23 protein-coding genes are annotated in these 26,092 nt (G+C 69.7%); 9 read left to right on the top strand and 14 right to left on the bottom strand.

Annotated features, from left to right (window positions below; all coding sequences use genetic code 11):
• The first annotated feature begins 47 nt into the window (after window positions 1-47).
• Window positions 48-1,436 carry a glycoside hydrolase family 28 protein gene (locus ACYVO6_RS13535; RefSeq protein ID WP_461060751.1) on the top strand — a complete coding sequence of 463 codons (1,389 nt, stop codon included), beginning with the start codon at window positions 48-50 and terminating at the stop codon, window positions 1,434-1,436.
• Window positions 1,437-1,606: 170 nt separating this feature from the next.
• Here the strand turns inward: ACYVO6_RS13535 and ACYVO6_RS13530 are convergent, their stop codons facing one another.
• Both ACYVO6_RS13530 and ACYVO6_RS13525 read right to left on the bottom strand, forming a co-directional pair.
• Window positions 1,607-2,806 (bottom strand): hypothetical protein, encoded by a 1,200-nt coding sequence (locus ACYVO6_RS13530; RefSeq protein ID WP_461060750.1) that lies wholly within the window; start codon window positions 2,804-2,806, stop codon window positions 1,607-1,609.
• 6 nt (window positions 2,807-2,812) lie between these two features.
• Window positions 2,813-4,309 (bottom strand): pectinesterase family protein, encoded by a 1,497-nt coding sequence (locus ACYVO6_RS13525; protein ID WP_461060748.1) that lies wholly within the window; start codon window positions 4,307-4,309, stop codon window positions 2,813-2,815.
• A 116-nt stretch (window positions 4,310-4,425) separates the two neighbouring features.
• Between ACYVO6_RS13525 and ACYVO6_RS13520 the strand changes: the two genes are divergently transcribed.
• From ACYVO6_RS13520 to ACYVO6_RS13490, 7 genes are all read left to right on the top strand, one after another.
• Complete coding sequence (locus tag ACYVO6_RS13520) at window positions 4,426-5,346, top strand: dihydrodipicolinate synthase family protein (RefSeq protein WP_461060746.1); 921 nt, start codon at window positions 4,426-4,428, stop codon at window positions 5,344-5,346.
• Complete coding sequence (locus ACYVO6_RS13515; protein WP_461060744.1) at window positions 5,343-7,262, top strand: Gfo/Idh/MocA family oxidoreductase; 1,920 nt, start codon at window positions 5,343-5,345, stop codon at window positions 7,260-7,262. Before ACYVO6_RS13520 ends, ACYVO6_RS13515 begins: the two co-directional genes overlap by 4 nt.
• Window positions 7,259-8,164, top strand: coding sequence for an amidohydrolase family protein (locus ACYVO6_RS13510; RefSeq protein ID WP_461060742.1), 906 nt, complete (start codon window positions 7,259-7,261; stop codon window positions 8,162-8,164). The genes ACYVO6_RS13515 and ACYVO6_RS13510 overlap by 4 nt, the downstream gene beginning before the upstream one ends.
• Window positions 8,151-9,314, top strand: coding sequence for a galactonate dehydratase (gene dgoD / locus ACYVO6_RS13505; protein ID WP_461060740.1), 1,164 nt, complete (start codon window positions 8,151-8,153; stop codon window positions 9,312-9,314). The genes ACYVO6_RS13510 and dgoD overlap by 14 nt, the downstream gene beginning before the upstream one ends.
• 272 nt (window positions 9,315-9,586) lie before the next feature.
• Window positions 9,587-9,823: a TerD family protein gene (locus ACYVO6_RS13500; protein ID WP_461060738.1), complete on the top strand. Its 237-nt coding sequence runs from the start codon at window positions 9,587-9,589 to the stop codon at window positions 9,821-9,823.
• A gap of 80 nt (window positions 9,824-9,903) precedes the next feature.
• Window positions 9,904-10,242, top strand: coding sequence for a hypothetical protein (locus ACYVO6_RS13495; RefSeq protein ID WP_461060736.1), 339 nt, complete (start codon window positions 9,904-9,906; stop codon window positions 10,240-10,242).
• A 93-nt stretch (window positions 10,243-10,335) separates the two neighbouring features.
• Window positions 10,336-10,659 (top strand): DJ-1/PfpI family protein, encoded by a 324-nt coding sequence (locus ACYVO6_RS13490; RefSeq protein WP_461061381.1) that lies wholly within the window; start codon window positions 10,336-10,338, stop codon window positions 10,657-10,659.
• A gap of 29 nt (window positions 10,660-10,688) precedes the next feature.
• Here the strand turns inward: ACYVO6_RS13490 and ACYVO6_RS13485 are convergent, their stop codons facing one another.
• The 12 genes from ACYVO6_RS13485 to ACYVO6_RS13430 all read right to left on the bottom strand — a co-directional run bounded on the left by ACYVO6_RS13485 (window position 10,689) and on the right by ACYVO6_RS13430 (window position 25,126).
• Window positions 10,689-11,489 carry an ABC transporter ATP-binding protein gene (locus ACYVO6_RS13485; protein ID WP_461060734.1) on the bottom strand — a complete coding sequence of 267 codons (801 nt, stop codon included), beginning with the start codon at window positions 11,487-11,489 and terminating at the stop codon, window positions 10,689-10,691.
• On the bottom strand, window positions 11,486-12,460 hold the full coding sequence (locus tag ACYVO6_RS13480; RefSeq protein ID WP_461061379.1) for a FecCD family ABC transporter permease: 975 nt from the start codon (window positions 12,458-12,460) through the stop codon (window positions 11,486-11,488). The genes ACYVO6_RS13485 and ACYVO6_RS13480 overlap by 4 nt, the downstream gene beginning before the upstream one ends.
• A 68-nt stretch (window positions 12,461-12,528) precedes the next feature.
• Entirely contained in the window at window positions 12,529-13,572 is a 1,044-nt protein-coding gene (locus tag ACYVO6_RS13475) for an ABC transporter substrate-binding protein (protein WP_461060732.1), read from the bottom strand.
• Window positions 13,573-13,661: 89 nt separating this feature from the next.
• On the bottom strand, window positions 13,662-18,050 hold the full coding sequence (locus tag ACYVO6_RS13470; RefSeq protein WP_461060730.1) for an amino acid adenylation domain-containing protein: 4,389 nt from the start codon (window positions 18,048-18,050) through the stop codon (window positions 13,662-13,664).
• Window positions 18,037-18,294, bottom strand: a complete 258-nt coding sequence (locus ACYVO6_RS13465) for a phosphopantetheine-binding protein (protein ID WP_461060728.1) — start codon at window positions 18,292-18,294, stop codon at window positions 18,037-18,039. Before ACYVO6_RS13465 ends, ACYVO6_RS13470 begins: the two co-directional genes overlap by 14 nt.
• Window positions 18,295-18,345: 51 nt before the next feature.
• Window positions 18,346-19,905 (bottom strand): fatty acid--CoA ligase, encoded by a 1,560-nt coding sequence (locus tag ACYVO6_RS13460; RefSeq protein ID WP_461060726.1) that lies wholly within the window; start codon window positions 19,903-19,905, stop codon window positions 18,346-18,348.
• A gap of 23 nt (window positions 19,906-19,928) precedes the next feature.
• Window positions 19,929-20,426: a (2E)-enoyl-ACP glycyltransferase gene (gene scoD / locus ACYVO6_RS13455; protein ID WP_461060724.1), complete on the bottom strand. Its 498-nt coding sequence runs from the start codon at window positions 20,424-20,426 to the stop codon at window positions 19,929-19,931.
• Entirely contained in the window at window positions 20,423-21,313 is an 891-nt protein-coding gene (gene scoE / locus ACYVO6_RS13450) for a (3R)-3-[(carboxymethyl)amino]fatty acid oxygenase/decarboxylase (RefSeq protein ID WP_461060722.1), read from the bottom strand. Before scoE ends, scoD begins: the two co-directional genes overlap by 4 nt.
• Window positions 21,314-21,339: 26 nt before the next feature.
• Window positions 21,340-21,579 (bottom strand): acyl carrier protein, encoded by a 240-nt coding sequence (locus tag ACYVO6_RS13445; RefSeq protein WP_461060720.1) that lies wholly within the window; start codon window positions 21,577-21,579, stop codon window positions 21,340-21,342.
• Entirely contained in the window at window positions 21,576-22,649 is a 1,074-nt protein-coding gene (locus ACYVO6_RS13440; RefSeq protein WP_461060718.1) for a beta-ketoacyl-ACP synthase III, read from the bottom strand. Before ACYVO6_RS13440 ends, ACYVO6_RS13445 begins: the two co-directional genes overlap by 4 nt.
• Window positions 22,650-22,736: 87 nt before the next feature.
• A complete protein-coding gene (locus ACYVO6_RS13435) occupies window positions 22,737-24,149 on the bottom strand; it encodes an MFS transporter (RefSeq protein WP_461061377.1) in 1,413 nt (470 codons plus the stop codon).
• Between the two features lie 224 nt (window positions 24,150-24,373).
• Window positions 24,374-25,126, bottom strand: coding sequence for an aspartyl/asparaginyl beta-hydroxylase domain-containing protein (locus ACYVO6_RS13430; protein ID WP_461060716.1), 753 nt, complete (start codon window positions 25,124-25,126; stop codon window positions 24,374-24,376).
• A gap of 466 nt (window positions 25,127-25,592) precedes the next feature.
• Here ACYVO6_RS13430 and ACYVO6_RS13425 point away from each other — a divergent pair, with 466 nt between their 5' ends.
• Window positions 25,593-26,063: a copper chaperone PCu(A)C gene (locus ACYVO6_RS13425; RefSeq protein ID WP_461060714.1), complete on the top strand. Its 471-nt coding sequence runs from the start codon at window positions 25,593-25,595 to the stop codon at window positions 26,061-26,063.
• Window positions 26,064-26,092 lie beyond the last annotated feature (29 nt).

Here is a 26,092-nt window from a genome sequence, read left to right as displayed (position 1 = left end):
GAAACCTGCCCGTTGATCCACTCCATCGAGGCACCACCGAGAGGCGCATGATGAGTGATCCGATCCGCAGACAGATACTGAAGCTCGGTGCCCTCACGGCCGCCGCCACCGTGCTGGCTCCCCTCCCCACCGCGGCCGCCGCCGACCTGCCCCGCTTCCCCGACGCCTGGTTCCCCATCACCGATTACGGAGCCGTCGGCGACGGCACCACCGACTGCACCGACGCGATACGAAGCGCCGTGCGCGCCTGCCACGCGGCGGGCGGCGGGCATGTCCTCGTCCCCGCGGGCCGCTGGTCCACCGGGGCGATCCATCTGCTCAGCAATGTGGACCTCCACGTCGCCGAGGGCGCCACCGTGCTGTTCAGCACGGACCCGGCGGCGTATCTCCCGGTGGTCCGTACCCGTTGGCAGGGCATCGAGGTCTACAACTACTCCCCCTTGATCTACGCGTACGGGCAGCACGACATCGCGGTCACCGGCCGAGGGGTCCTCGACGCGCAGGGGGACAACGCGCACTGGTGGCCCTGGAAGGGCTCGGGCCAGTTCGGCTGGCAGCCCGGCATGCCCCACGAGCGAGACGACTGGGCGCAGTTGGAGCGCTGGGGCGCCGAGGGCACGCCCGTCGCCGAGCGCGTGCTCGGCGCGGGCCACTACCTGCGGCCGAGCTTTCTTCAGCCGTACGCCTGCGAGAACGTGCTCATCGAGGGCGTGACCCTGCGCAACTCTCCGTTCTGGAACATTCACCCGGTCCTCAGCCGGGGCATCACGGTCCAGGACGTCCACGTCATCGGACACGGCCCGAACAGCGACGGCTGCAACCCCGACTCCTGCCAGGACGTCGTCATCCGCCGCGTCACCTTCGCCACGGACGACGACTGCATCGCCATCAAGTCCGGGCGGGACCAGGACGGTTGGCGGGTGGGTGTGCCGTCGCGGGACATCCTGATCGAGGACTGCACATATCTCTCCGGCGGTGCGGCGGTCGCCATCGGCAGCGAGATGAGCGGTGGCGTGTCCGACGTCGTCGCCCGCCGCCTGCATCTGCCCCTGGACCCCGGTCTCGACGAGCCCTCCGTCGCCTGGATCCTGATCGTCAAGTCCACGCCCACACGCGGCGGTTACGTCCGCGATGTGCACGTCAGCGATGTCGACGCCCCGGCCTGGACGTATGTGCCGTTCGATGTGACCTTCCAGTATGCGGGCGGTACCGGCGGCGAGCGCGTTCCGGAGGTGTCCCGTCTGACGGCCGAGCGCTGGTCGGTGGGTGGGCCTTGCGAGTATCCGATACGGGTACGGGGGCGGGCCGAGGCACCGGTGCGCGACATCCGCCTCGACGGCCTCGTCTTCCAGGAAGCCGCGCAGGTGCCGCTGCTGCAGAACGTCACGGACGTGACCATGCGCGACGTGGTGGTGCGTCCGGCGCCGGGTGCCTGATCTCAGGAGGCTGTTGGAGCCGCGGCAACGAGCGCGTCCCCAGCGGCCCGGAGTACGGCTTCACCTGGAACGGCAACGTGGACCTGAACGGTGTCCCCCGCGAGGACTGGCCCGCAGGCGCCAAGCAGGTGATGGCGCAGGCGGGCGCACGCCGCTGACAGACCAACACGCTAGGGCTCGTCGCCGCACGCCACGTCGAGATCCCACAGGATCACCGACAGGGCGAACGGGCTGATGGTGTGGTCGCCGTGGGTGGCGTCCTCCAGGAGTTCCCAGTGGCCGTTGCCGATGACCTGCACCCGGTGGCGTACCGCTGGCTCGTAGGAGCGATGGCCGACCGCGTTGAAGCAGCAGTCGTCGAAGCGGTTGAGGATCTGCATCTGGCGGCGGTGGTCCCCCACCGCCGCCAGGGCGTACAGGTTCAAGTAGTCGCTGATGCCGTAGAAGACCGGGTGGCGGTCCTTGCGCTGTTCCCAGTCGCCCGTGGTGGGGCTTGGCTTGGGCGGTGCGGAGCGCAGGAAGAACGGCAGGGACCCGGCCACCGGGTAGCTGCGCGTGACGCGTGGGTCGAGCGCCGGGTAGACAGTCGTGGTCCAGCCGCCGCCCGACAGACCCACCATCTGCACGGACGGCGGCCGGTAGGTGCGCTGCACGTAGTTCATCGCGACCGCGGGCGGTTCCAGGAAGAAGCGCAGCGTGGAGAAGGTGTCCGTCTCCCAGGGGCCGAGGTCGTTGTGCGAGGTCACGGTGAGTGTGTGGGAGGGGTCGGCCGGGTCCTGGAGCTCCTTGGGATTCCAGTGGTAGAGCGGCATGGCGAACAGCAGGACCCCGTAGCCGGCGTCGAGCAGTGCCTGTGCGGTGCGTTGCATCGTGCTGGGCTCTTCGCCGTGGCCGTTGTGGTAGAAGGCGAAGCGACCGTGAGGGCTGTCCTCGGGCAGCAGTACGTAGACGAGTGAGCACAGTCCGTACGGCAGCCGGACGGTGAGCCGGTCGATACGGCGCACTCCCGTGAAGGCGGGCAACTCCGGTGCGTCGACGGCGCGTTCGACCTCGGGCAAGGTGTCGGGCAGCTTGCCGCCGGCGGACTTCCACACCTCGGCCACGAGCGCGGCCCGCAGCGCGTCCAGCTCGCCGGTGCTGTGCACTGTCATCAGCTCTTCGACGTCGACGCCGACGACTTCCTGCGGCAGTGCCTTGTACGTGATCGGGTGGGCGTCGGCCACCTCCTTGTTGACCGGGGCGACCGGCCGCGGCCGCTTGCGCGGCGCCGGCACCGGTGCTTCGGCGGCGTGCGCGCCGGCGGGCAGCGCGGAGACCGCCGCACCTGCGCCGAGGGCGCCGAGAAGTGTTCTGCGGGCGAGGAAGGACATGGACGGTCACCTGCCGTTGCGGTCGTGGGGAGCGGAGAAGGGGAGGTCGGTGCGCGGTTCCCAGCCGTCGAGGAGCACGGCCGGATCGCGCCACTTCGCGGCCTGCTCGGCGTCGAGCTGACGGGAGCAGGCCAGGCGCCCGGAGGTGTCGGCCGGTGTGCCGTCGCGTGCGGTGCTGCCGTACTCCCAGAACCGCAGCGCGGCGGCCTGCGTGCAGTCGAAGCCGGTGAGTCCCCAGCCCACGGGAGCGATATGCGCGTCCATGACCGAGTCGAGGAACACGACCTGGCTGCCGGGGAAGCGGCTGTCGATCCGGCCGAGCAGCACGCTGCCGTCGGGTACCGAACCGGCTCTGGTCAGGCGGGTGTTGACGAAGACATTGCCGGGGCCGTCCGCTGCGTTGCGGATCTGCGTGAGGTATCCGGTGTCGAGGGACTTGAGTTCGGAGTTCTGCATGTAGACCCCGCCGGTCCCCCACACGAAGTCCACGTCGCCCTCGACATAGCTGTCGGTCACGAAGGCGCGGCCCTGCAGACGCAGGCTGTCCTGGTAGCTGAGGATCCGCGTCCGCTCGAGGACGATACGGTCGCCGTTGCCACGGAACGCCTCGGCCTGGGAGCCGCCGTCCGGTGTCATGTTGTGCACGGTGGCGTCGGTCAGCCGGAAGTCGTCGGCGTCCACACCGAAGGCCGCGCGCCAGCAGTTGAAACGGTCCGGCTGCGGCAGCACGCGGCGCGGACAGTAGCTCTGCCGGGCCGGCACGTCGGACATGGCCGCATCGCCGTTCAGGACGCTGTTGTTGGGATAGCCGATCACGGTCCGCCCGGGCCCACTGCCGCGAACGGTCAGATGCGGCTTGTTCTGCGGCACGTAGACGATCTCCCGGTACGTGCCGGGGGCGACGTCGATGCGTACGGGCCGGGTGTTGTCGGCCGGTACGAAGTCGACGGCGCCCTGCACGGTGCAGAAGTCTCCGTTTCCGGCCTGGTCGACGGTGAGTTCGCCGCTGTCGGGCGCCGGGTTCGACCGGGTGCGGAAGCGCCAGGTCTCGCGGTCCTCGATGCCGGGCCGGCCTCGGAAGAAGCCGTCGTCCACGGTCACGTAGTACTCGCGGCCCGCGTCGAGGACGTAGTGCAGATGCACCGACACCGAGGCGCCGTCGATGACCACGGGCTCGTAGAACCAGCGGTGCACCTCGCCGTAGTCGGTGAGCGCGCCACCGATGCTGCGCTGGTACGTGCCGGGGTCGGCGAGGTCGACGACGTCGACAAGAGTCCCGTCGTCGGCCTGGTGCACCTGCAACTGGCCGCTGTCGCCGAGGCGTACGGGCTGGTCGAAGGTCAGACGCAGCGCCGTGTCCGGGCACACGGCCTGCTCGACGCCGAGGGGCGCAAGGGCCGGTGGCGGCGGTCCGGCGCCGTACGCGACGCCAGGCGAACCGGCCGGCGAGAGCACGCCGGCGAGTGCCGCGGTCAGGGCCATCAAAGCGGTGAACAGGCGCATGAGAAGGGCTCCTTGAGTCGGCGCGCACTGTTAGCATGCACACGGCATTCCTATGGCATGCCACATATGCAAGCACAGACGGCCCAGGCTGACCATCCCTCCCGGAGGGAGCAATCATGCACACCGCTTACTTGGCTCAACTCAACGCTCTGAAAGGCGTATTGGCCGTTCCGGTGACTCCGTTCACCGCCGAAGGTGAAGTGGACGAGATGGCATACCGTGTGCTGCTGCGTCGCCTGCTCGATGGCGGTGTGCGCACCGTGACTGCGTGCGGCAACACCGGCGAGTTCCACAGCCTCGCTCCGGCCGAGCGCCGTCGCCTCGTGGAGGTGACCGTCGAGGAGTGCGCCGCTTTTGACGGGCCGGCCCAGGTGATTGCCGGAATCGGCCTCGATCTCACGACCGCCGTGGACGCGGCTCGCCACGCGGCCGGGGCCGGCGCTCATTTCGTCATGGTCCACCAGCCGGTGCACCTGTTCTCCTCGCCGGAAGGCTGGCTCGAGTACCACCGGACCATCGCCGATGCCATGCCCAGTCTGGGTGTCGTGCCCTATGTGCGCGATCCGCTGCTCGACGGGCAACTGATCGGCCGGCTCGGCGAGTTGTGCCCGAACGTCTGCGGGGTGAAGTACGCGGTGCCCGACGCGGCGCGGTTCGCCGCGGTGGCGCGCGACGCCGGCCTCGAACGTTTCGTCTGGGTCGCGGGCCTGGCCGAGCTGTATGCACCGGCGTACTGGGCGATGGGCGCGACCGGTTTCACCTCCGGTCTGGTCACCGTCGCACCGCGGCTGTCCCTGGAGATGCTGGGGGCGCTGCGTGCGGGCGATGCCCCTGCGGCCATGAAGGTCTGGGAGCGGATACGCGGCTTCGAGGCACTGCGGGCCGCAAACGGGTCGGCATACAACGTCAGCGTAGTGAAGGAGGCCTTGGCCCTGCTCGGCCTGTGCCGCCGGGACGTACGCCCGCCGGCCACTCCTCTTGACGAGGCCCGACGCGAGCGGGTGCGGGATGCTCTCGTACAGTGGGGGCTCCTGTGACAGCGGCTTCACCCGTTCCCGTCGTCCTGGTCGGCGCGCACGGCTACGGCCGCCATCACCGTGCCAACCTGATGCGCCTGAGTCAGGCCGGCCGGGTACGTGTGGTGGGAGTGTGTGATCCGCGGCCGCTGGACGACGCGGATCTCGGCGCACTCGGCGGTCCCGAGCAGTCGTCCGCGCTCGGCCCGCTCCTGGAACGCACGAGCCCCGTCGTCACGCTCGTCGCGACTCCCCCGCACACCCACACGTCCCTCGCCTTGGCCGCCGTGCGCGCAGGATCCCACGTCTACCTGGAGAAGCCGCCGACACCGTCGCTCGCAGAGTTCCACGAGCTGGCCGACGCCTTGGCGGAGTCGGGTCGGGTGTGCCAGGTCGGCTTCCAGCCCTTCGGTTCCCAAGCCGTCGATGCCGTACGGGAGTTGGTGGCGGACGGGGCGATCGGGGAACTCATGGGCATCGGCTGCGCGGGGGCGTGGGTGCGGGACGCGCGGTACTACGCCCGCGCACCGTGGGCGGGCCGCCGTCGACTCGGTTCGGGTCCCGAGGCCCAGGACGTGGTCGACGGGGTGCTCACCAATCCGCTCGCGCACGCCTTGGCCACCGCGCTGCGGATCGACGGAAGCGACCGCGTGGGCGCTGTGGATGCCGTCGGCCTGGAGCTCTTCCACGCCAACGCGATCGAGGCCGACGACACTTCCTGCCTGCGCCTGCACACGACCCGCGGTACCACGGTCACGCACGCCGCCACCCTGTGCGCGGAGCGGAACTCCGAGCCGTACATCCTGGTGCACGGTGAGCAGGGCCGCATCACGCTGCACTATCTGACGGACCGGCTTGTCCTCGAACGCGACGGCCACTCGCCGCAGGAGCACACATACGCGCGCACCGACCTGCTGGAGAATCTGCTCGCGCATCTGCACGACGGCACGGAACTGCTCAGCCCTTTGGCGCGCAGTGGCGGCTTCACCCAGGTCGTCGAGGCGATCCGCACGGCGCCCGAACCCGCGCATCTCCCGTCGTCCGCATGGCACACGGACCATGACGGCACCGCAGCGCGCCGTGTGATCCCGGGGGTCACCGCGCTGGTGGACCGGAGCGCCGCGACCTTGTCGCTCTTCTCGGAGCTCGGCGCACCGTGGGCCACCCGAAAGTCGGCGGGTGGGCACCGTATCCGCACCGTGCACATCGCGGGTGATTCGACCGCCGCGGCCAAGCCCGTCTCGGTGGCGCCCATGACGGGCTGGGGCGTGGCTCTGCCGTTCTTCCTCGGGCCGGGGGTGCAGGTCGCCAACCATGCGCGGGACGGCCGCAGTTCGCTCAGCTTCCTGGCCGAGGGCAGGCTCCGGGAGCTGGCCGCCGAGCTGCGCCCGGGCGACCTGCTCCTGATCCAGTTCGGGCACAACGACCAGAAGACCGAGGACCCGTCGCGCTTCACCGACCCGGCCACCAGCTATCCCCGGCAACTGCTGCGCTATGTGCGCGCGGCTCGCGCGAGGGGCGCTCGCCCGGTGCTGCTCACGTCGGTCGAGCGGCGCAGCTTCGACACCGAGGGGCGTGCCCGGCCCACGCATGGCGCGTATGCCGAGGCGGTACGTGCGCTGGCCGCGTCCGAGCATGTGCCGCTGCTCGACCTGCAGAACGAGACCCTCGCCCTGTGGCAGCGTCTTGGCCCCGAGGGCACCAAAGAGGCCTTCATGCGGCTCGCCCCCGGCGAGCATCCCCATCACCCCCAAGGCGCCCAGGACGACGTCCACTTGAGGCCGCGCGGAGCCATCGAGGTGGCCCGCCTCGTGGCCCGCGGACTCGGCGCGGTCCAGGCGCTGGCACCCGATGAGCTGTGCCGATTGGAGGAGGACGTGCCCGAGGACTGGATCACCTGGCCCGCCGCCCGCGAGAAGGACGGGGTGTCGCGGTGAGTGCGGTGGGGCGCGTCGACGCCCACCACCACTTGTGGGACCTGTCGGCCCATGACCACAGCTGGCTGGAGGCGCCCGCCCTCGGTGCGATCCGGCGCGACTTCGGGCCGCAGGATCTGGCACCGCTCACCCGGGCTTCCGGGATCGACGGGACCGTGCTCGTCCAGGCACTGCCCTCGACGGACGAGACATCTGAGCTGCTCGCCGTCGCGGCGCGGACTTCCTGGGTCGCGGGCGTCGTCGGCTGGTGCGATCTCACCGCCGCGGACCTGGTCGATCACCTCACAGCACTGCGCCGCCTCCCGGGCGGCGAACGTCTCGTGGGCATAAGGCACCCGGTGCAGGCCGAGCCGAACACCGACTGGCTCGCCCGGCCGACGGTACAAGCTGGCCTACGGGCCTTGGGCGAAACGGGTCTGGCGTACGACCTCCTGGTGCGGCCATGGCAGCTGCCCTCCGCGGCGCAGGCCGTCCGCACCTGCCCGGACACCACCTTCGTACTCGACCATCTGGGTCAACCACCGCTCGCACGCGGCGAGTTCGCGTCCTGGGCACGGTCCATGCGGGAGCTGGCGGCCGAGCCGCGCGTGTTCTGCAAGCTGTCGGGGCTGCTCACCCTGGCCGGGTGTCCGGACGACGGGGAAGCAGTGCTTCGGGCGCTGCGGCCGTACGTCGAGTTCGTCTGGGAGACCTTCGGCCCCGCGCGGGTGATGTTCGGCTCCGACTGGCCCGTCTGCCTGCTGTCCGCTTCGTACGACCAAGTCACAGACTTCGCCGAGCAGTTGTGCGCGGGGCTCTGCGCCGCTGAACGCGCCGACGTCTTCGGCGGCACCGCTGTCCGCGCCTATGCCCTCACCGCGTTGTCCCCCACCGAAGGGAGCACTGCCCGTGCGCATTGCTGAGATCACCGCGTACAGCGTGCCGCCCCGCTGGATCCTCGTGCGGGTCGCCACCGACACCGGCATCGTCGGCTGGGGCGAGGCCCTCGTCTCCAAGCGGCGCCGGGCCGTCCTGGGCGCGGTCGCCGACCTCGCCGAGAACCTCACGGGGTCGCCCGCCAAACGCATCGAGGAGCTGTGGCACCGGATGCGGCGCGGCGCGTTCTTCCGCGGCGGGCCGGTACTGGCCACCGCCGCGGCGGCGATCGACCAGGCACTGTGGGACATCAAGGGCCGCGCCCTGGGCGTACCGGTGCACGAGCTCCTCGGCGGTCCGGTGCGCGACCACACCCGTGTGTACGCGTGGATCGGCGGTGACCGCCCGCACAATGTGGTGGCCGATGCCCGCGCGCGGATCGCCCAGGGGTTCACCGCGGTCAAGATGAACGCGACGGCCGAACTCGACCACATCGCGGGGGCGAGTGAAGTCGACGCGGTGGTGGCCCAGGTCGCGCAGCTGCGCCAGGAGTTCGGGACCGGCCTGGACATCGCCCTCGACTTCCACGGCCGTGTACACCGCTCGATGGTGCGTCCGCTCCTTCGTGAACTGGAGCAGTTCCGCCTCATGTGGGTGGAGGAACCGCTCGCACCCGGCCACGAGGACCTGCTCCCGGAGGTGGCGCGTGCGGCCGGCGCCACGCGTATCGCTACCGGTGAACGGCTTTTCTCCCGCTGGGAATTCCGCACGCTGCTGCAGCGGGGCGGCGTCGACATCATCCAGCCGGACGTCTCCATGACGGGCCTGGGCGAGCTGGCGAAGATCTGCCATCTCGCCGAGTCGTTCGACGTCGCGGTCGTCCCGCACAGCCCCAACGGGCCGGTCTCGCTTGCCGCGTCGCTGCAGGTGGCCGCCTCGAGCCTCAACGTGCCTCTGCATGAACAGAGCCTCGGCCTCCATTACAACTCCGGCTATGCGGGACTCCCTCAGGGCGAGATGGCCGACTACCTGCACGACCCGACCGCGCTCACCCCTGTCGGCGGAGGGCTGCGGCTGCCGACGGAGCCGGGGCTCGGCATCACCGTCGCCGAACAGGCCGTGCGCGCCAAGGACGTTGCGTGGCGCCATCCGGACGCCGACTGGAGGCATGCGGACGGGCGGATCGCGGAGTGGTGAGCTCACCCGAGGTCCCTGTCGGGCAGGGCCTCCGCAACCATGTCCGTCCCGGCGGCAACCATTCCCGTCCCGGCGGCGACCGAACAGGGGCAAGCTCTCCCCTCTCGGGAGTCCCACCCACCGCATGGACTCGTCAGTGGCACCTCGTTCGTATCGCAACTCGTCGCGCAGACGGCGCGCACCGCGCAGGAGACATACGGCCCACATAGGTCGGCCGGCCCTCGTCGCCGTGGCCGTGGGGGCCGTGGTCGCGGCGCTCGTCGTGGCCTTCGGTGCTTCGTGGGGCGGCGAGTCCGGACAGACGGCGGGCACGTCACCGGCGGGTGCGACCACCGCCCCTTCCGCGCGGCCAAAGCGCAACGGTCAGCGTCGCCGGGGCCGGCATCGACATTTCTGCGCTGCTCCTCGGCGCCGACGGCAAGGTCCGCAGTGATGACGACCTGGTGTTCTACAACCACCCCCATCACGACGGCGTGAGCGCGAACGGGGCAACTGATGGCGCTCTTTGAACTTGGCTCTGTCCGGAGTTTCGTTAATCCCCAGGTCAGAGGGTGCATGCGGGAACGTTCCTGCCGGGGATTTCTCGATCATGGGGGTTGGATCGCTCGAAGATGTTCTGCTTCCCGAGATCGATGTCCGGTTGGAGGGCGTGAGCATCACCCGCAAGACCCTCCTCACTCTCCCGCTGCCCTCACCCGCCACCGGGCCGGACCGCCCCGACATCCCGGACCACCCCGCCTACCGGCAGATCCTCACCGTCCTGGCCGACGCGGGCCGGCCGATGCGCGCCCGCGACCTCTGCCAGGTTCTCGACCTGCCGATCCTCCCGAAGAACACCGAAGGCATCCGCTCCAAACTGAAACGCCTGGTCAGCCGGGGCATCCTCATCGAACCCGAACCCGGCTTGTTCGCCGGCCCCGACGCCTGAGGACCCCCCCCACCCGCGACCAGCAGTCCTTCCCCAACCTCAACCACGAAACGGACAAGAGCTCACGTTCCGTACTCTAAGGACGAATCGCACCTGTCCCGGCTGCGGGAACTGCACCGGCAGGGAACCGTCCTGGCGAGCGTGTGCACAGGATCGCTGGTCCTCGCGGCCGCCGGACTGCTCGCCGGCCGAGCGGCCACCACCCACCGGGACTACCTCGACAAGCTCGCGAAGATCGACGGCTCGGTCGACGTACGCGCCGGGGAGCGGTACGTCGACGACGGTGACATCGTCACCTCCGCCGGTGTGTCGGCCGGGATCGACATGGCGCTGCATCTGGTCGGCCGACTCGACGGGGTCGAGGCGAGCGAGCAGACCCGGCACGGAATCCAGTACGAGACGCCCGGAACCCACTGAGCCCGGGCAGCACGGCTGGTGATGGTGTGTCACCAGTCGACGGGCTCGGCCTCCCGGTCGAGGGCGAGTGGCTGGGCCGCGTACGTGATCCGGACGACGCCGTCGGCGTATCGCTCCGTGGCGCCCTGTACACCGAAGACGTCGCGGAGGAGGTCCGGTGTCAGAACCTCCAGTACGGGTCCTGCCGCCACCACCGCGCCCTCGTGGAGCACGACGAGGTGGTCGCAGAGCCGGGCGGCGAGGTCGAGGTCGTGCAGGACCGCCAGGGTGGTGATCCCGGTGCTGCGGATCAGGTCCAGGAGCTCGAACCGGGCGCGGATGTCGAGGTGGTTGGTGACTTCGTCCAGGACCAGGAGCTGCGGCCGCTGGGCGAGAGCGCGGGCCAGCAGGACACGTTGGCGTTCGCCGCCGGACAGGGTGGCGTAGTCCCGGTCCGTGAAGGGTGCGACGCCGCAGCGGTCGATTGCCTCCGTCACGGCCCGGTGGTCCTCGGCACCGTCCCGGCCCATCAGGCCGTGGTGGGGCGTGCGTCCCAGGGCGACGATCTCGGTCACGGTCAGGCCGGTGGTGGTGCCGGCGTCCTGGAGGACAGCCGCCGTGCGGCGGGCGGCGGAGCGCGGAGACAGCTCCCATACGTCGTCGTCGCCCACCCGGACTACACCGTCGGCCGGCCGTAGCGAGCGGTAGACCGTACGGAGGAGGGTGGACTTGCCGCTGCCGTTGGGGCCCACGAGTCCGACGATGTCGCCCTTGGCTGCCTCCAGGTTCACATCGCGGAGGATCGGCCTGCGATCCAGGGTGACGTGGAGCTGGTCAACGATCAGTTTCATACGGTGTCCAGGCCCTTGTTGCGGCGCAGCAGCCACAGGAAGAAGGGGGCGCCGAGCAGGGCGGTGAGGATGCCCAGCGGCAGTTCGTTGGGGCGGTTGACGGTTCGGGAGAGCAGGTCGACGAGGACGAGGTAGATGGCACCCAGGAGCGCGGTCAGGGGCAGCAGTCTGCGGTGGTCGGCGCCGGTGGTGAGGCGGACCAGGTGGGGGATCATCAGGCCGACGAAGCCGACGCCGCCGGCGGCGGCGATGACGGTGCCGGTGAGCAGCGCGCTGATGACCAGTAGGACGGCGCGCAGTCGGTTGACGTCCACACCGAGCGCGGTGGCGGACTCGTCGCCGGCCAGCAGGGCGTTGAGTCGCCGTCCGAACAGGGTCAGCACGACGGTGCTCGCCAGGACCACCACGGTGACGGTGGGCAGTTGGTCCCACTGGGCACCGGCGACGCTGCCGAGCATCCAGAACATGACGGTCCGCAGTTCGGTGGGCGTTGCCAGCAGCTGAACGAAGCTGGTCATCGACAGCAGGACATAGCCGACCGCAACTCCGGCCAGCACCAGCCGGGTCGGGGCCAGCCGGCCCCGTCGCTGGCCCAGCGCGAAGACCAGGGCCCCGGCCGCCAGGGCACCGACGAACGCCGCGCCGGACACACCGAGACCTGCCAGGCCGCCGAGCGCGGCGCCGCCGAGTGTGATGACGAGCACGGCGCCCAGCGAGGCGCCGTAGGAGAAGCCGAGGACGATCGGGTCGGCGAGCGGGTTGGAGACCAGGGTCTGGAGTACCGCGCCGGCAACGGCCAGTCCCGCGCCGACCAGTGCGGCCAGGGCGACGCGGGGCGCCCGGAAGGTCCACACGATCTGGTCGAGCGCCGGGTCTTCGGTTGCTCCCCGGCCGGTGATGTGGTGCAGGAGGATTCCCCATACGTCGGCCACCGGGATGTTGACCGAGCCGATGCTCACCGCCACCACCATGACGGCACCGAGGACGACCAGCAGCCCGACGACCGCGAGCGGCAACCGCAGGCGGCTGGGGATCTGGTTCAGAACTTGTCGGGGTGCAGCATCTTGGCGATCTTCTCGACGGCCAGGTCGTTGCTCGGGCCGAGGTACATCGAGTCCGACACGGTCACGTACTTGTTGTTCTTCGCGGCCGGCCACTGGGGGAACTCCTTCAGCAGTTTCTTGGCGTAGGCCGCCGGGTCGGGGTCGTTGTAGCCGATGACGACGAGCGCGTCGACGTCGGTGGCGGCCACCTTCTCCTTGCTCAGGTCGGCAAAGGAGGTCTTGGAGGCCGATTCGAAGGCGTTGCGGCCGCCGGCCTTGGCGAGGATGTCGTTGTAGATGCCCTTGGCGACGACCGAGCTGAAGTCGTTGCCGCCCATCGCCATGTTGGAGAACAGGACCATGACCTTCGGCTGCTTCTCACCCTTCACCTTGGCGGAGACATTGGCGATGTTCTTCTCCGACGCGGCGATCAGCTTCTCGGCGTGGCCACTCAAGTTGAAGATCTTGCCCATGTCGCGCAGCAGCGTGTAGCTGTCGGCGATGGTCATCTTGGAGGTGTCCTGGTCGCAGCCCTGCGGGGATACGTAGGTGCCCGCGCCCACTTCCTTGAGCTGCTGGCGGGTGGCGAAGCCGTTCTTCTCGTCGAAGCCGTAGGAGGTCGTGGACAGCACCAGGTCGGGGCGCAGCCCGATCATCGCCTCGCGGGGGATGTCGAAGGCGTCGTTGAGCTTGACGTCGCCGGTGGGCAGGGCCTTGATGGCTTTGGCGCGGCCCGCCACCTCGGACATCCCGTAGCTCTGCTGGTTGGCGACGATGCGGTCGCCGAGGCCGAGGGCGAGCAGCGTGGAGACCTCGGCGACCGAGGCGCCGTTCATGGTGACCACGCGGCTGGGCGCCTTGGTGAATTTCTCCGGCACTCCGCAGTTGTCGAGGGTCACCGGGTAGCCGGACTTCGCGGCGGCCGCGGACGCGTTGTCGCCGGTGTCGTCGGCCTTGTCGGTCGAGGAGTCGGCGCATGCCGCAGTGACCAGACAGAGGGCGCCGGCCAGGGCTATGGCGAGCGGCCGTTTCTTCGACATGCTGACTCCTTGCTGCGGGGTGCTCATGAGGCGACGGGTTCTGATGCAGTAGTCGGGGGGTGAAGCCCGGAAGTTCCTCAGAGATCCAACTACTGTGCGGGCGCTGCGAGATGGCCCTGTTTCCCGGCCGGGGCGGGCAGCGTTCCAGTGGCGACGCAGTGGTCGAGGTAGCGGAAGACGAGGTCTCGGTCGACGGACGGGCAGGTGATGCCGCTGCCGTGCAGTCCGGTCACGACGTTGTCGGTGCGGACGCGTCCCAGGCGTAGCTCGAGCCCGGTCGCGTCGTCGGTGCCCGCGTCCCAGGAGTCGAAGAAGGCGAGCGTGGTCGCCGCCGCGCCGGAGGCCCCGGATGAGCGCTGCAGCTCCGCGCGCCACTGGGCCAGCGGCATGCGGCGCAGCGGATAGCCGTACTCCTCCAGCCAGTTATAGACGTCGCTCAGCCGCATCAAGGTGGTGGCGTGGTTGAAGACCGTGGCGGTAGGCGGGCGCTGTTCGAGGCAGAGGTGGACGAGGGCCTGGGCGACGTGGTCGACCGGTGTCCAGGTCTCCTCCTCGAACAGGTCGGGCACGATGCCCGCGGGCACCCCCGCGCGCAGCACGCTCCAGAGGAAGTCCCGCTCGTTCACGTAGCCGGTGGCGTGCGGGCCGACGATTCGTCCGAGGCGGTGCACGGTGACCGGCAGGCCCCGCTCGGCGGCCTGTTCCAGCAGGCGTTCGGCGGCCCACTTCGACTGCTGGTAGCCGTATCGCAGTCCGGGGTGGGGCGGGAGGAACGCCTCCGGCACCTCTGAAGCAAGGCCGCTCGGTGGGGCAACGGAGAGGGTCGAGACGAAGTGCAGGGGGGTGGAGCGGGCGGCCGCCATGCGCAAAAGGTCCCTGGTGGACTCGGTGTTGGCGGCGCGGAGGGTGGAGTACTCGCGCATGATGCTGACGGTCGCGCCGTTGTGGACGATCGCGCCGCAGGTGCGCGCGAGTTCGGCGAAGAGCGCCTCATCCAGGCCGAGGCGGGGGCGGGCGAGGTCCGCAGGCACCGCCGTGATGCGCTTTCGCGCTACGTCCGCAAGGGGGATCTGGTGGATTTCCAGGGCCTGCTGGATGCGGGCGGCAGCCTCTGCGGGGCTCGGGGCCCTGACGGTGCAGACGACCTCCGCGTCGGTGCTCGTGAGGAGTTCGGCCAGCAGGTGCACGCCCACGAAGCCGGTGGCGCCGGTGAGCAGGACCCGGTCCGGTGTGCCGACCGCCCGGGGAGGATCGCCGCCTGGGTGGATGTCGGGATCGAGGATGGCGTCGGCGAGCAGGGTCGCCGGAAAGCCGGAACCGGCCGGCCGCGGTTGGACTTGGGCCTGCCCCTGCTGCTCCAAGAACCTCGCCAACTCGGCAGGCGTCGGGTGCTGGAAGAGCCAGGCGACCTTCACGTCGCGGCGCAGTTCGACGCCGAGGCGGTTGGCCACCTGGATGACCTGGAGCGACTGGGCCCCCAGGTCGAACACGTCGTCCCGCGCGGAGACGGCCGGCACAGCGAGCACCTGTTGCCAGACGGCGGCGATGGTGTGTTCCAGCGTGGTGTCGTACGCCGCTGTCGCGGCACCGTGGTCCGGCACCTGTGCGTCGAGGGCCGGCCCGTGTGCGTCGGGGGTCATCGTGGCGAGCGCGTTCCTGTCGATCTTTCCGGCGCTCGTTCGGGGCAGGCGGTCCAGGAACTCGACGGCCGACGGGATCATCGCCGCGGGCAGGGCCGCCCGGAGGTGGTCCCTGACCAGAGCCACGGCCGGGGCGGGCCCGTCCGGGACGACGTGTGCGACCAGGCGCCGTGTCCCGTCCGTCAGCACCTGTCCCACGACGGCGGCGTCGCGGACCCCCGGGTGGGCCAGGAGTGTGCTCTCGACCTCGGCGGGGTGCACGCGATGTCCGCTGATCTTGAACTCGGTGTCCGACCGGCCCAGGTAGCGCAGCTGCCCGTCGTCGCCGATCCGTACGAGGTCGCCGGTGCGGTAGGCGCGGGGCGCACCGGGCAGCACGTCGAGAGGGGCGAAGCGGGCGGCGTCCGGTGGGCGGTCTCCCCGGTAGCCGAGGGCCAGGTTGTCGCCGAGTAGGTGGAGTTCACCGTCGACGACCGCGGCGCGGGTGCCGGGGAGCGGCAGTCCGATGGGTACGTCTCCCGGGGCGGGGGAAGGGTCGTGGAGGTCAGCGACGGTGGCGACGACGGTGGCCTCGGTCGGGCCGTAGGTGTTCAGCAGCCGGACGGACGTGCCGACGGCCTTGCGCCAGCGGTCGACCCGCTCGGGGAGGGCCGCCTCGCCGCCGATGACGACGGTGCGCACCTCGGCGGGGAGGGCGGCGGTGCCGGTCGAGATCGCGTAGGCCAGTTCGTGCCAGTAGGCCGTGGGCAGGTCGAGGAAGCTGATCCGCAGCCGTGCGCAGGCGTCCAGGAACCCGGGGATCGAGTCGGTCATGTCGTCGGTACGGACGACGAGCGTGGCGCCCACGCACAGAGTGAGGAAAACCTCCTCGACGCTGGTGTCGAAGTGCAGGGCGGCGAACTGCAGGACACGGTCCCCATGGTGGAGGCCGTAGCGGTGTGTGGCCCCGGTGACGAAGTGCGCGAGGGCGTGGTGGCCGATCTCGACGCCCTTGGGGCGCCCGGTGGAGCCCGAGGTGTGGATGAGGTAGGCGAGGTCCTCCGGTGTCGGTGCCGTCGACCGGGGTGCTTCTTCGGACTCGGGTTCCGGCCGGTCGAGTTGCAGAACAGGCCGGGCCGCGTAGTGGTCGGCGTGGGCGCTGGTCGTCAGGACGAGTGCGGGCCGGGCATCATCCAGCAGCTCCGTTCTGCGCGTCCGGGGCGCGGTCGGGTCGAGCGGACAGTAGGCGGCGCCGGAGAGCAGGACGCCCAGGATGGCGGTGATGGCGTCGATGCCGCGGGGCAGGGCGACGGCCACCAGGTCGCCGCGGCCTACCTGACGGGCCGCCAGTCGGCGGGCGAGGTCACGTGCCGAGCCGAAGAGCTGGGCGTACGTGATGCTGCGCCCGTCGTCCTCGACAGCGATGGATCCGCCGCGCCGGGCGGCATGGTCGGCGATCAGGTCGAGGACCGGTCGCACGGGGCCGGGCAGCGGCCCTCCGTCCAGGATGGGAACGGCCTGGCGCGTACTCAGCTCACCGAGCGCCCGGTCGGGGGCGGCGACGGCCTCCCCGAGGAGGGAGAACAGTCCCTCCTGGAGCGCGGCGACGGCCGCCTCGTCGTAGAGGTCGGGGTTGGCGTCCACGGCGACGCGCAGGCCCGCGCCCTCGGAGCGGTCGTAGACGTTGACGGACAGGTCGTCGACGGGGCCCGCGGAGACGTTGTGGACCGTGCTGCGGTGTCCGGCGAACCGCAGGTCGTACTCGAAAGGCATGATGTTGACGCCCGGTCCGGACAGCCGGCGCTGGCCTCCGACGAGTCTGAGGTCGCGCCGCAGTTGTTCGTAGCGGTAGCGCTGGTGTGGCAGCCCGGCGCGCAACTCGCGGGAGATCCTGGCCGCGAGGTCGCGCAGACTGTCCGACGCGGTGACCGTCACGCGCAGGGGCAGGATGTTGCGGACCATGCAGGGAACACGGAGCGAGACCGAGCCGAGGCGCCCCATCACCGGCAGGCTGAGGACGATCTCCGGGGCTCCGGTCACGTGGTGCAGCTGGGCCGCGGTCAGCGCCAGCAGGACCTCTGACCAGGTGACCTTGAGGTCGCGGGCGACGGCACGGAGGGTCTCCGTCCGGTCCGCCCCGAGGTCCACCACCCGTCGGTGGAAGGTGCGCGCGGGCAGGGCCGTACGGCCGGCGGGTGTCGCCACGGGCGGCCGGTCCGCGAACCGGTCCGCCCAGTAGTCGCGGTCCTTGGCGAACCGGGCCGACTCCCGGTAGGCGCGTTCCTCGTCCCGCACCGCGGCCAGGGTGCCGAAGCCGCTGTCCGCCACCGGCTCGCCCACCGTCAGGGCCGTGTAGACCTCGGCGGCCCGGCGGGCGACCAGCGACAGACCGAAGCCGTCGAGGGCGATGTGGTGCACCCGGTGGTACCAGAGGTACTGCTCCGGTGCGATCCGCAGCAGGGCGTGGCCGAAGACGGGTCCGCGGGCAAGGTCGACAGGGCGGGCCATGTCCCGGTCCATCCAGGCCAGGGCCGCCGCGTGCGGGTCGGGCTCGGCGGTGAGATCTGCTGTGTGCAGGCGCCAGTGCCCGGCTGGGGCATCCGTCTGCCAGGGCCTCCCCTGCTCGTCGACGACGAAGGCGACGTTGAGGGCCTCCGTTTCCGCGACGACATGGTGCAGTGCCGTGCCGAAGACGGCCGAGTCCACCGGCCCGTCGATGTGCACGTACTCGGCCGTGTTGTACGCGGGGCTGTCCGGGTCGAGCTGCTGGCCGGTCCAGATGCCTTCCTGGGCGGCCAGCAACGGATGCCGGTCGGCCGTGTCTCCTGTGCCGTTCATGGCGTCGTCACGCGGTGGCATGGTCCGTTCCCCCCTGACGTGCGGAGAGCAGCTGCCACCACTGGTCGAACGAGGTGCACTCGGCGAGTTCGATGAAAGACACATCCAGGCCGGTTTCCCGCCACCGTTCGATGAGGGTGACGATGTGCAGGGAGTCCAGCCCGGCGTAGACGGGGTGCTCTTCGAGGTCGACTTCATCGGGCTGCTGGAAGAGGAACTCCGCCAGGTCCGCGCGGAAGCCCTCCAGCGTGAGGGGAGCAGGCATGTCGTTCTCTCTCGGTAGCTCGTTGGCTCTCGGTGGCGCGTCGGCGGCCGGTCAGTTGACCTTGCGTGCGGAGTCGTCCCAGAAGCGGTCGCGTAGTTCGCGGCGCAGAATCTTGCCGCTGGGGTTGCGCGGGACGCTGTCGATGAACTCGTAGCGGGCGGGCAGCTTGAAGCTCGCGAGTTGCGGGACGAGGAAGGTGTGCAGGTCCCGGGGGCTGGGCCGCTGCTCGGGTGCGGGGACGACGAAGGCGTGCACGTACTCGCCCCAGCGCTCGTCGGGGGCGCCGACGACAACGGCCTCGGCGACTCCGGGGTGGCCCTCCAGGACGTTCTCGATCTCGGCCGGGTAGACGTTCTCGCCTGCGACGAGGATCGCGTCCTTGATGCGGTCGCGGATGAAGATGTAGCCGTCCTCGTCGACGTAGCCGGCGTCTCCGGTGTGGATCCAGCCGTCGACGAGGGTCTCGGCGGTCTTGTCGGGCAGTCCCCAGTACTCGACCATGCGGGCGGGTGTGGCCAGGCAGACCTCCCCGAGCGCGCCCGGCGGCAGTTCGCGCCCCTCACCGTCGATCACCTTGCTGCGTACGCCCGGATACGGCCGGCCGGCGGCCTGCATGAGCGTGCCGCCGGGAACGTGGGCGGCCGGTGGCAGGCACACGGCCGTGTTGCCGGTCTCGGTGAGGCCGTAGATCTGGGCGAACTCGCACTCCAGGACGGCGAGGCTCTCCTCCAGCAGTGCCTCGGAGATCGGGGAGCCGCCGTAGACCGTCTTGCGCAGAGTGGTGAAGTCCTTTGCGCTGACGCCGGGTTCGGTCAGCATCATGCGGAGCATGGCGGGCACGACGCAGGCCGTGGTGATACCGAGGTCGCGGATCAGGTCGACGGCCTGGCGGGCGGCGAAGGCGCGCATCGCGACGACGGTGGTTCCGGCGTTGAAGTTCTGCGTGGCCCACCACAGGCCACCGATGTGGAACCCGGGGATGCCGATCAGTGCGATGTCCCCGACGCACCAGTCGATCCAGTCCAGCCCCTCGCTCGCCAGGGCGTCGCGGATCGCGAAGAAGCTGCGGTGGGCGAGCACGACGCCCTTGGGCAGTCCGGTGGTGCCGCTGGTGTAGAGCTGGGCGACCGGGGTGTCAGGGGTAGCGTCGTACGGCTTCGGGTCGGTGTCGGAGTGAGACGCCTTCCATGCGGCGAAGGATTCTCCGAGTGTGACGACCGTTTCGGGGGGCGCGGTCGGCATCTTCTCGACGATCGGTCCGAACTCGTCCTCCAGGAAGAGCAGTCGGGTGCCGGAGTCCTGCAGGATGTGGCTGACCTCGGGCGCGGTGAGTCGCCAGTTGACGGGCACCAGGACGGTGCCGCTCTTGGCGCAGCCGAAGAGGATCTCGTAGTAGTGCTCGGACTCCTTGCCGAGATACGCGACCCGGTCGCCCGGCGTGAGTCCGGCGGCCTGCAGGGCGTTGGCGATGCGGTTGCTCTCGCGGTGCAGTTGCTCGTAGGTCAGTGTGCGGCCCTCGCAGAGGACCGCGGGGGTGGTGGGCTGGTGCTGTGCGTGGAAGCTCGTGGTCTGGACGAGTGTCTGGAGCTGCGGATGGTGGAGCCGGTCCATGGTCGTGGGTCTCCAGTCTCGTGTCAGGGGACGTTGACGAACGCCAGGGTCGCCTCGCCGTCGCAGCGGCCCGCGTCGGCGTCCCAGTAACGGAAGGCCGTATCGGCGTGCAGGAACGGGCTCGCGCCGACCGGGGCACGCCGGGTCACGGACCGGAACTCCATCTCCCCGGAGAACACACGGGGATTGACCGGGCGCCGGAAATTCGATGAGAAGCGGGCGATGAGAATGTCCGGGAGCTGGCGCTTCCAGAAGTCGTCCAGCGTCCAGGATTCGAATCCCGTCCCCAGTCCTTCCTTCACGGACTTGGCGACGAGGTAATACATCATCTGGTTGTAGCAGATGTTCACCTCGACGGAATTCAGATGTCCGGTGTCGTCGATGTAGCACGACTCGGGGATCTCGAACTCGCAGCGGGCAAAAGCGCGTCCGTCGGTTTCCGTCACGACGGCCGAACTCAGGTACTTGCAGTGGTCCTTGTACGGCGTCAGCACTTGCGCCAGCAGGGCTTCGTCCGTCATGCCGCCGTGATCCCGTCGTGGAGCCTGCGTTCGTCGTGCACGGTGAGGCGGTAGGAGACGGTCGGCTCCGGCGTGGTCGTGTGCCGGGCGCGGTGGATGAGGCTGCGGTTGTCCCAGACCAGCAGGTCGCCCTGCTCGAAGCTCTGCAGGTGGATGTTGTCGTGCTCGAAGGACTCGTCGAGCTGGCCGGTGGCGTCGAACAGCCGCTTGAGGAGCTCGTCGTCGAGCGGCTTGCCGTTCTGGTCCTCGATGCCGACGGTGAAGCCCTCACTGATGTAGAGGACCGTCTCGCCGGTCATGGGGTGGGTGAACGTGGTCGGCTGGACGACAGCCGGTGTCTTCCGCTCGACCTCGTCGATGATCTCGGAGATGGGGCGGTAGACATCGTGGGGCCGGATCTTGAAGTACTTGCGGACGGAGTGCCGGCAGTACGTCTCGCCGATTTCCTTCTTGAGATCGTCGGGCAGCCTGTTGTACGCCCGGCCCATGTCGATGAAGTACGTGCCGCGGTTCTTCTCCGGAATGACCTGGGGGTAGATCAAGGTGATGCCGAACGGGTCCGGCATGAACTGGTAGTCGGCGTGCCAGAATTTACCGGTCTTCGGGACGCCTATCTGCTTTCCGTTCTCCGGCACGTTGGAGGAGACGAATATCTCGGTGACCTCCGGATGCTGGTACATCGGTTCGTAGTAGGTCTCCGGCCGGCCCAGCCGCGTGCCAAGTGCGAGGAACTCCTGGGGCGAGAGGTCCTGGCCCTTCAGAACGGCGATCTTCTTCGTGTAGACGGTGCTCTTGACGACGTCGATGTCGGCGTCCGAGGCGGTGGCGTGGTCGAATCCCTCGACCGTCGCGCCGATCGCGCTGCCGGGCTGTTCTTTGATCTGCATGTGCTGCCTTTCGAGGAGAGGAGGAGTCAAAGGGCCGTTTGTCGGGCGTCGACGAGCCCGGCGATGCCGCCGAGCGTGAGGTCGGGCTGGAGTTCGTCGTCGCCGACCTTCACGCCGAGGTCACGCTCGATGCGGATGCTGATCTCGACGGTCGTCAGCGAGTCGACGTCCAGTTCGCCGAGGGTTGCCTCGGGGCGGATCCGGTCCGCCGGTGCGTCGTGCAGCCTTGCGAGGATGCCGACCAACTGCTCGTAGGTGGTGCTCATGACGTCGTCCGTTCTCCTTGGTCATAGAGGTCGTGCGGATGGCCCGGCGCGGGCAGCGCGGGCCAGGTCAGCAGGCAGGATCCCCAGGTGAGGCCACCTCCGAAGGCGGTGAGCAGAAGCCGGTCGCCGGGGCGGATCACTTGACCGGCGGCCGCGTCGGCGAGGGCGAGCGGGATGGACGCGGCGCCGGTGTTGCCGACGGCCTCGACATGGGTCACACAGCGCTCCCGTGGGAGACCGAGGTCGTCGGCCACCGAGTGCAGGATCCGCAGGTTGGCCTGGTGGGGTATGAAGTGGTCGATGTCGTCGATCTTCCAGCCGGCCCGGGACAGCGTGGCGCGCGCGGACTCGGCCATGCGCGTCACCGCGTGGCGGTAGACCTCTTTGCCCCGCATGGCGAAGTGCCGGTCCTGGCGGCTGAGTTCGCCCGGTCGGGAGCGCTGACGGGAGCCGCCGGCCGCGACCATGATCAGGTCCTCGTGGGCGCCGTCGCTGCCGAGGTCGAAGTGGCCGACCGCGCCCGGCTCATCGGGTTGCCCGGCGCGCAGGACGACGGCTCCGGCCCCGTCGCCGAAGATGATCGCGTTGGCCCGGTCCAGCGGATCCACGATCGTGGAGTAGGTGTCCGCCCCGATGAGCAGCACCCGTTCGGCCACGCCGGCCGCGATGAGACCGGCGGCCGAGGCGAGCCCGTAGACGAACCCGGTACACACGGCGCCGACGTCGAAGGCGGCCGCCCCCGCCAGACCGAGTCGCGACGCGACCGCCGGCGCGGTGGCCGGACAGGTGTGGTCGGGGGTCGTCGTGGCGACGACGACGGCGTCGACCCGGTCCGTCGCGGCGGAGGCGAGAGCCCGGCGGCCGGCTTCGACGGCCAGGTCGGACGTCGCCTGTCCGGGCTCGACGACGTGCCGCCGGCGAATCCCGGTCCGGGTGCGAATCCACGCGTCGTCGGTGTCGAGCCGTCGCGCGAGGTGCTCGTTGGTCACCACACGGGACGGCACCCATCCGGCCAGCCCGCACAGGACGGCGGCCGGAGCGGTGGAAGGGCCGGCGGCGATAGGGGACATGAGGTTCTCCTGGCATGACGGAGGACGGCCGGGCAGCCCGGACACGGGAAGGGAAAGTGAAAAGGGAAGCCGCGAGGAGGGGAGGGCCTAGGGACCGCTGGTCCCGGTCGCCCTGCGCAGGACAAGCAGTGCGAGCGCACCACATCCGATGCCGCCCGCGATCACGAAGACGGCGGTACGGATGCCGTCGAGGAGCCCGGGACCCGAGGCACTCTGCCCGACGCCGCCGGCGAGCGCGACGAGCACGGCGAGGCCCACCGAGCCGCCGGTCTGCAGGGTGGTCGATGCCAGTCCCGAGGCGATGCCCTGGTCTCCGGGGGCTACTCCGGCGGAGGCGGCGATCCACATGCCCGTCCACGCGGCCCCCTGGCCGAGGCCCATCAGCACGATCCCGGGCAGTAGCGTGGAATACGACCCGTTCGAGGTGAGTGCCAGACCGAGGGCCGCGGCTCCGGCGGCGCCCAGCGCCATGCCGCCCACCAGCATGCGGTGCACGCCGAAGGCGGACACGGCCCCTTCGCCGGCCTGGGTACCGATGGCCACCACCACGGCGGGTACAAGGAACGCGAGCCCGGTCGCGACCGCGCTGTAGCCGTGGACGGTCTGGAAGTAGAGGGTCAGGAAGTACGGCACCGAGCTGAACGTGGCACTGAACAGGGCGGTCACCCCCATGGCCGCGAGCAGGCCGCGGTGGGCGAACAGCCGTGCCGGTACGAGCGGATCACGGGATCGCCTCTCCACGACGGCGAAGAGCGTCAGCAGCCCGACGGACACGACCGCGCTCCCCAGGGCCACGGGCGTGCCCCAGCCCTCCGCGGGGGCCTGCACCAGCAGGAACACCAGGAGCGTGATCCCGCCCGTCGCGGTCAGCGCGCCCGCCACGTCGAAGTGCCGCGAGCGGTCCCACGGCCCGTCCTCAGGAAAGAGCGACCACCCGGCCACCGCGAGAGCCCCCGCCACGGGCACATTGACGAAGAACACCGACGGCCAGCCGAACGCCTCCACCAGGACCCCGCCGAGCAGGGAACCGAAGCAGAGCCCGCCGGCTCCCGCGGCACCCCACACCGCCAACGCGCGGTTCCGGTCGGGTCCTTCGTCGTACAGGGTGTTGATCAAGGACAGCGTCGCCGGGAACAGCAGGGAACCGCCGACGCCCTGGACCGCCCGGACGGCCACCAGGATGCCCGGCGAATCCGACAGGCCGCCCACGAGGGACGAGCCCGCGTACAGCAGCGCCGCGACGACGAACATCCGTCGCCTGCCCAGTAGATCCGCGGCCCGGCCGCCCAGCAGCAGGAAGCCTCCCGTGGCCACGACGTAGGCGCTCACCACCCACTGCAGATCGTGGTCGGAGAATCCCAGCCCGGCGCCGATGTCCGGCAGCGCGACGTACACGATGTTGTAGTCGAGCGAGATGACGAGTTGGCCCAACGCCAGCACAAACAGAGGAAGTCCAAGTGGCTTTCGCAGCGGAGTCGTTACCGGCTCTGTCGCGGACATCATCGATAACCCCCTTTGGTATCGCAATACACAGAATTCTCGCGAAGAGAATTCCAGCAGGCTGATCATTTTCAGTCACGGTAGCAGCCCGGATCCGGCTTGTGAATGGCTAACTTCCCGAACAGCAAGGCGTGTTCACGGAATATCAGGGCAGCCCTTTCACCCGGCAGTCGAAAACTGCCGGTAGAGGAAATCAAGGGGTCGAAGAAATTACTTTCCCCGTGTCACCTCTCCCCCATGAGCCGCCGAATCTCAGCCATCAGGGCGACGAGCGCCCGGCGTTCCGGAACAGTGGTCTCCGGATGCCAGAGGTCGATGAGCAGGCAGGTTCGCGGCCTGGTCCCGGAGTTGCGTGCCTCATGTTCGAAGGAGTAGTCGAAGAGCAGGCACTTTCCCTCTTCCCAGGAGCGCGTCTCTCCGGCGACCGTGATGCTGCACCCGTCGGGGATGTCCACCGCGAGATGCAGGTTGATGCTGAAGTTCCACAGGTCGCAGTGGGGTTCGATGACGGCGCCCGGCAACAGGGTGGAGAAATGGCATTCCAGGAGAGGACATATCTTCTCCGTGTCGACGGCCACGTCTTTCAGCACCTGATAGGCAGTGGGAGTCATGGCGGCGGACTCCTCGACGAGACCTCCTTCACGGAAGAGGTAGAGGGCCTGCCAGTTCTCCTGGCGGGTCAGGTAGTGCTCGTATTTCGAGAACGCCTCCCGGCGCGCCGCCCATGCGGCATTCAGCTCTTTCTTGATCACCTGATGACTGGCTTCCAGTTCATGGACGACGGGGGCCAGTTCGGCGTAGGAGTACGGGCTGTGCCAGGGAGTGGGAGAGAGCCCCGGCATGATCCACTTGGCTCCCTTCTGCAGTGGATGCCGTTCGCTACCGCCCGGCTCCAGCATCCGCTCGACCCGCGTGATCGATTCCGCACCGAACCCGGCTCTGATCGCGGCGAAGGCGTTGTCCATCTCTGGTGTCATACGGTTCTCCGGAGGTCAGCGGACGAGGGCAGGGAATGCAGCCGTTGCGTGACACGGTCGGCAACGCGGACACACTCCGAGGGTGTCCACTCTCCGGTCGGCCCCACGAACAAGTTGTCGCGCCGAAGGACCGCAGAGTTCCCCCCTGTTCGCCCAGCGTTTTGTTCAGCCGCGCCTACTGAAGTGCGAGCGAGCCTCCACGGCGGTGCAGCCGGTCGCCGACCCGAGGCCGCCGACTCCACCAGAAGAAGGAGCAGCCCGCCCAGCACCAGTCCCGCGACGCAGCCCAGCAGGGCTCCGGGAAGGTCGCCCACCGAGGAACTTCGGAGGGGTCCTTCCCCGCCGCCACCAGCCGGAACCGGTCGGCTCGGCAAGAGCCGGGAACCAGCCGGGACCGCGCCACGACCACTGACGCATGGAGCCGAGAAGTCTGATGCGTGTGATGCGCCGGAAGCGGAACACGCCCTTGGGAAACGTCTTACGGGCCGTCGCGGCACCATTGGGTGCCTCCTGTGGTGCGCTGGCCCTGCTGGTGGCCTACACCGCGACCGGCGCGGCAGGCGAAGCGCCGCCCAGGATCACCGTCGTCGACGCGCGCATCATCGCGGCACCCGCGGGCTCCGGCTCCACCACCGCCTACTTCGAGGTCCGCAACGCCGGCCCGTCGAAGGACACCCTGCTGTACGCGGACTCGACGGAACTGGGCGTCAGCATCCTCCGCCGTACGGTGCGCCGGGCCGGGACAGGGCGTACGGATCCTGTATGGGCCGTCGATGTCCCGGCAGGCGGCACGGTACGCATGGCGCCGGGCGGCCTCGGAGTTGTGATCCTGGATCCGCCCGAGCTGAAGGCCGGGCAGACGCTGCCGTACAGCCTGTGGTTCCGTCAGAGCGGGAGGGTCGCCGTCCGGGCGACCGTGACCGAGAGTGTGCGGTGAGCCCCGGGAGCCAGGGTCGGCCGGAGAGA

Source organism: Streptomyces pseudoechinosporeus, assembly GCF_054783935.1.
This window is presented reverse-complemented; position numbering and strand designations above follow the sequence as displayed.

Coding starts and splice junctions, on each gene's coding strand:
- ACYVO6_RS13485 (WP_461060734.1), bottom strand. CDS start 11,489: ATGAAACTGATCGTTGACCAGCTCCACGTCACCCTGGATCGCAGGCCG.
- ACYVO6_RS13480 (WP_461061379.1), bottom strand. CDS start 12,460: ATGGTGGTGGCGGTGAGCATCGGCTCGGTCAACATCCCGGTGGCCGAC.
- ACYVO6_RS13465 (WP_461060728.1), bottom strand. CDS start 18,294: ATGCCTGCTCCCCTCACGCTGGAGGGCTTCCGCGCGGACCTGGCGGAG.
- ACYVO6_RS13470 (WP_461060730.1), bottom strand. CDS start 18,050: ATGCCACCGCGTGACGACGCCATGAACGGCACAGGAGACACGGCCGAC.
- ACYVO6_RS13435 (WP_461061377.1), bottom strand. CDS start 24,149: ATGTCCGCGACAGAGCCGGTAACGACTCCGCTGCGAAAGCCACTTGGA.
- scoE (WP_461060722.1), bottom strand. CDS start 21,313: ATGCAGATCAAAGAACAGCCCGGCAGCGCGATCGGCGCGACGGTCGAG.
- ACYVO6_RS13475 (WP_461060732.1), bottom strand. CDS start 13,572: ATGTCGAAGAAACGGCCGCTCGCCATAGCCCTGGCCGGCGCCCTCTGT.
- ACYVO6_RS13535 (WP_461060751.1), top strand. CDS start 48: ATGATGAGTGATCCGATCCGCAGACAGATACTGAAGCTCGGTGCCCTC.
- ACYVO6_RS13445 (WP_461060720.1), bottom strand. CDS start 21,579: ATGAGCACCACCTACGAGCAGTTGGTCGGCATCCTCGCAAGGCTGCAC.
- ACYVO6_RS13520 (WP_461060746.1), top strand. CDS start 4,426: ATGCACACCGCTTACTTGGCTCAACTCAACGCTCTGAAAGGCGTATTG.
- ACYVO6_RS13460 (WP_461060726.1), bottom strand. CDS start 19,905: ATGGACCGGCTCCACCATCCGCAGCTCCAGACACTCGTCCAGACCACG.
- scoD (WP_461060724.1), bottom strand. CDS start 20,426: ATGACGGACGAAGCCCTGCTGGCGCAAGTGCTGACGCCGTACAAGGAC.
- ACYVO6_RS13495 (WP_461060736.1), top strand. CDS start 9,904: ATGGGGGTTGGATCGCTCGAAGATGTTCTGCTTCCCGAGATCGATGTC.
- ACYVO6_RS13440 (WP_461060718.1), bottom strand. CDS start 22,649: ATGTCCCCTATCGCCGCCGGCCCTTCCACCGCTCCGGCCGCCGTCCTG.
- ACYVO6_RS13530 (WP_461060750.1), bottom strand. CDS start 2,806: ATGTCCTTCCTCGCCCGCAGAACACTTCTCGGCGCCCTCGGCGCAGGT.
- ACYVO6_RS13430 (WP_461060716.1), bottom strand. CDS start 25,126: ATGACACCAGAGATGGACAACGCCTTCGCCGCGATCAGAGCCGGGTTC.
- ACYVO6_RS13525 (WP_461060748.1), bottom strand. CDS start 4,309: ATGCGCCTGTTCACCGCTTTGATGGCCCTGACCGCGGCACTCGCCGGC.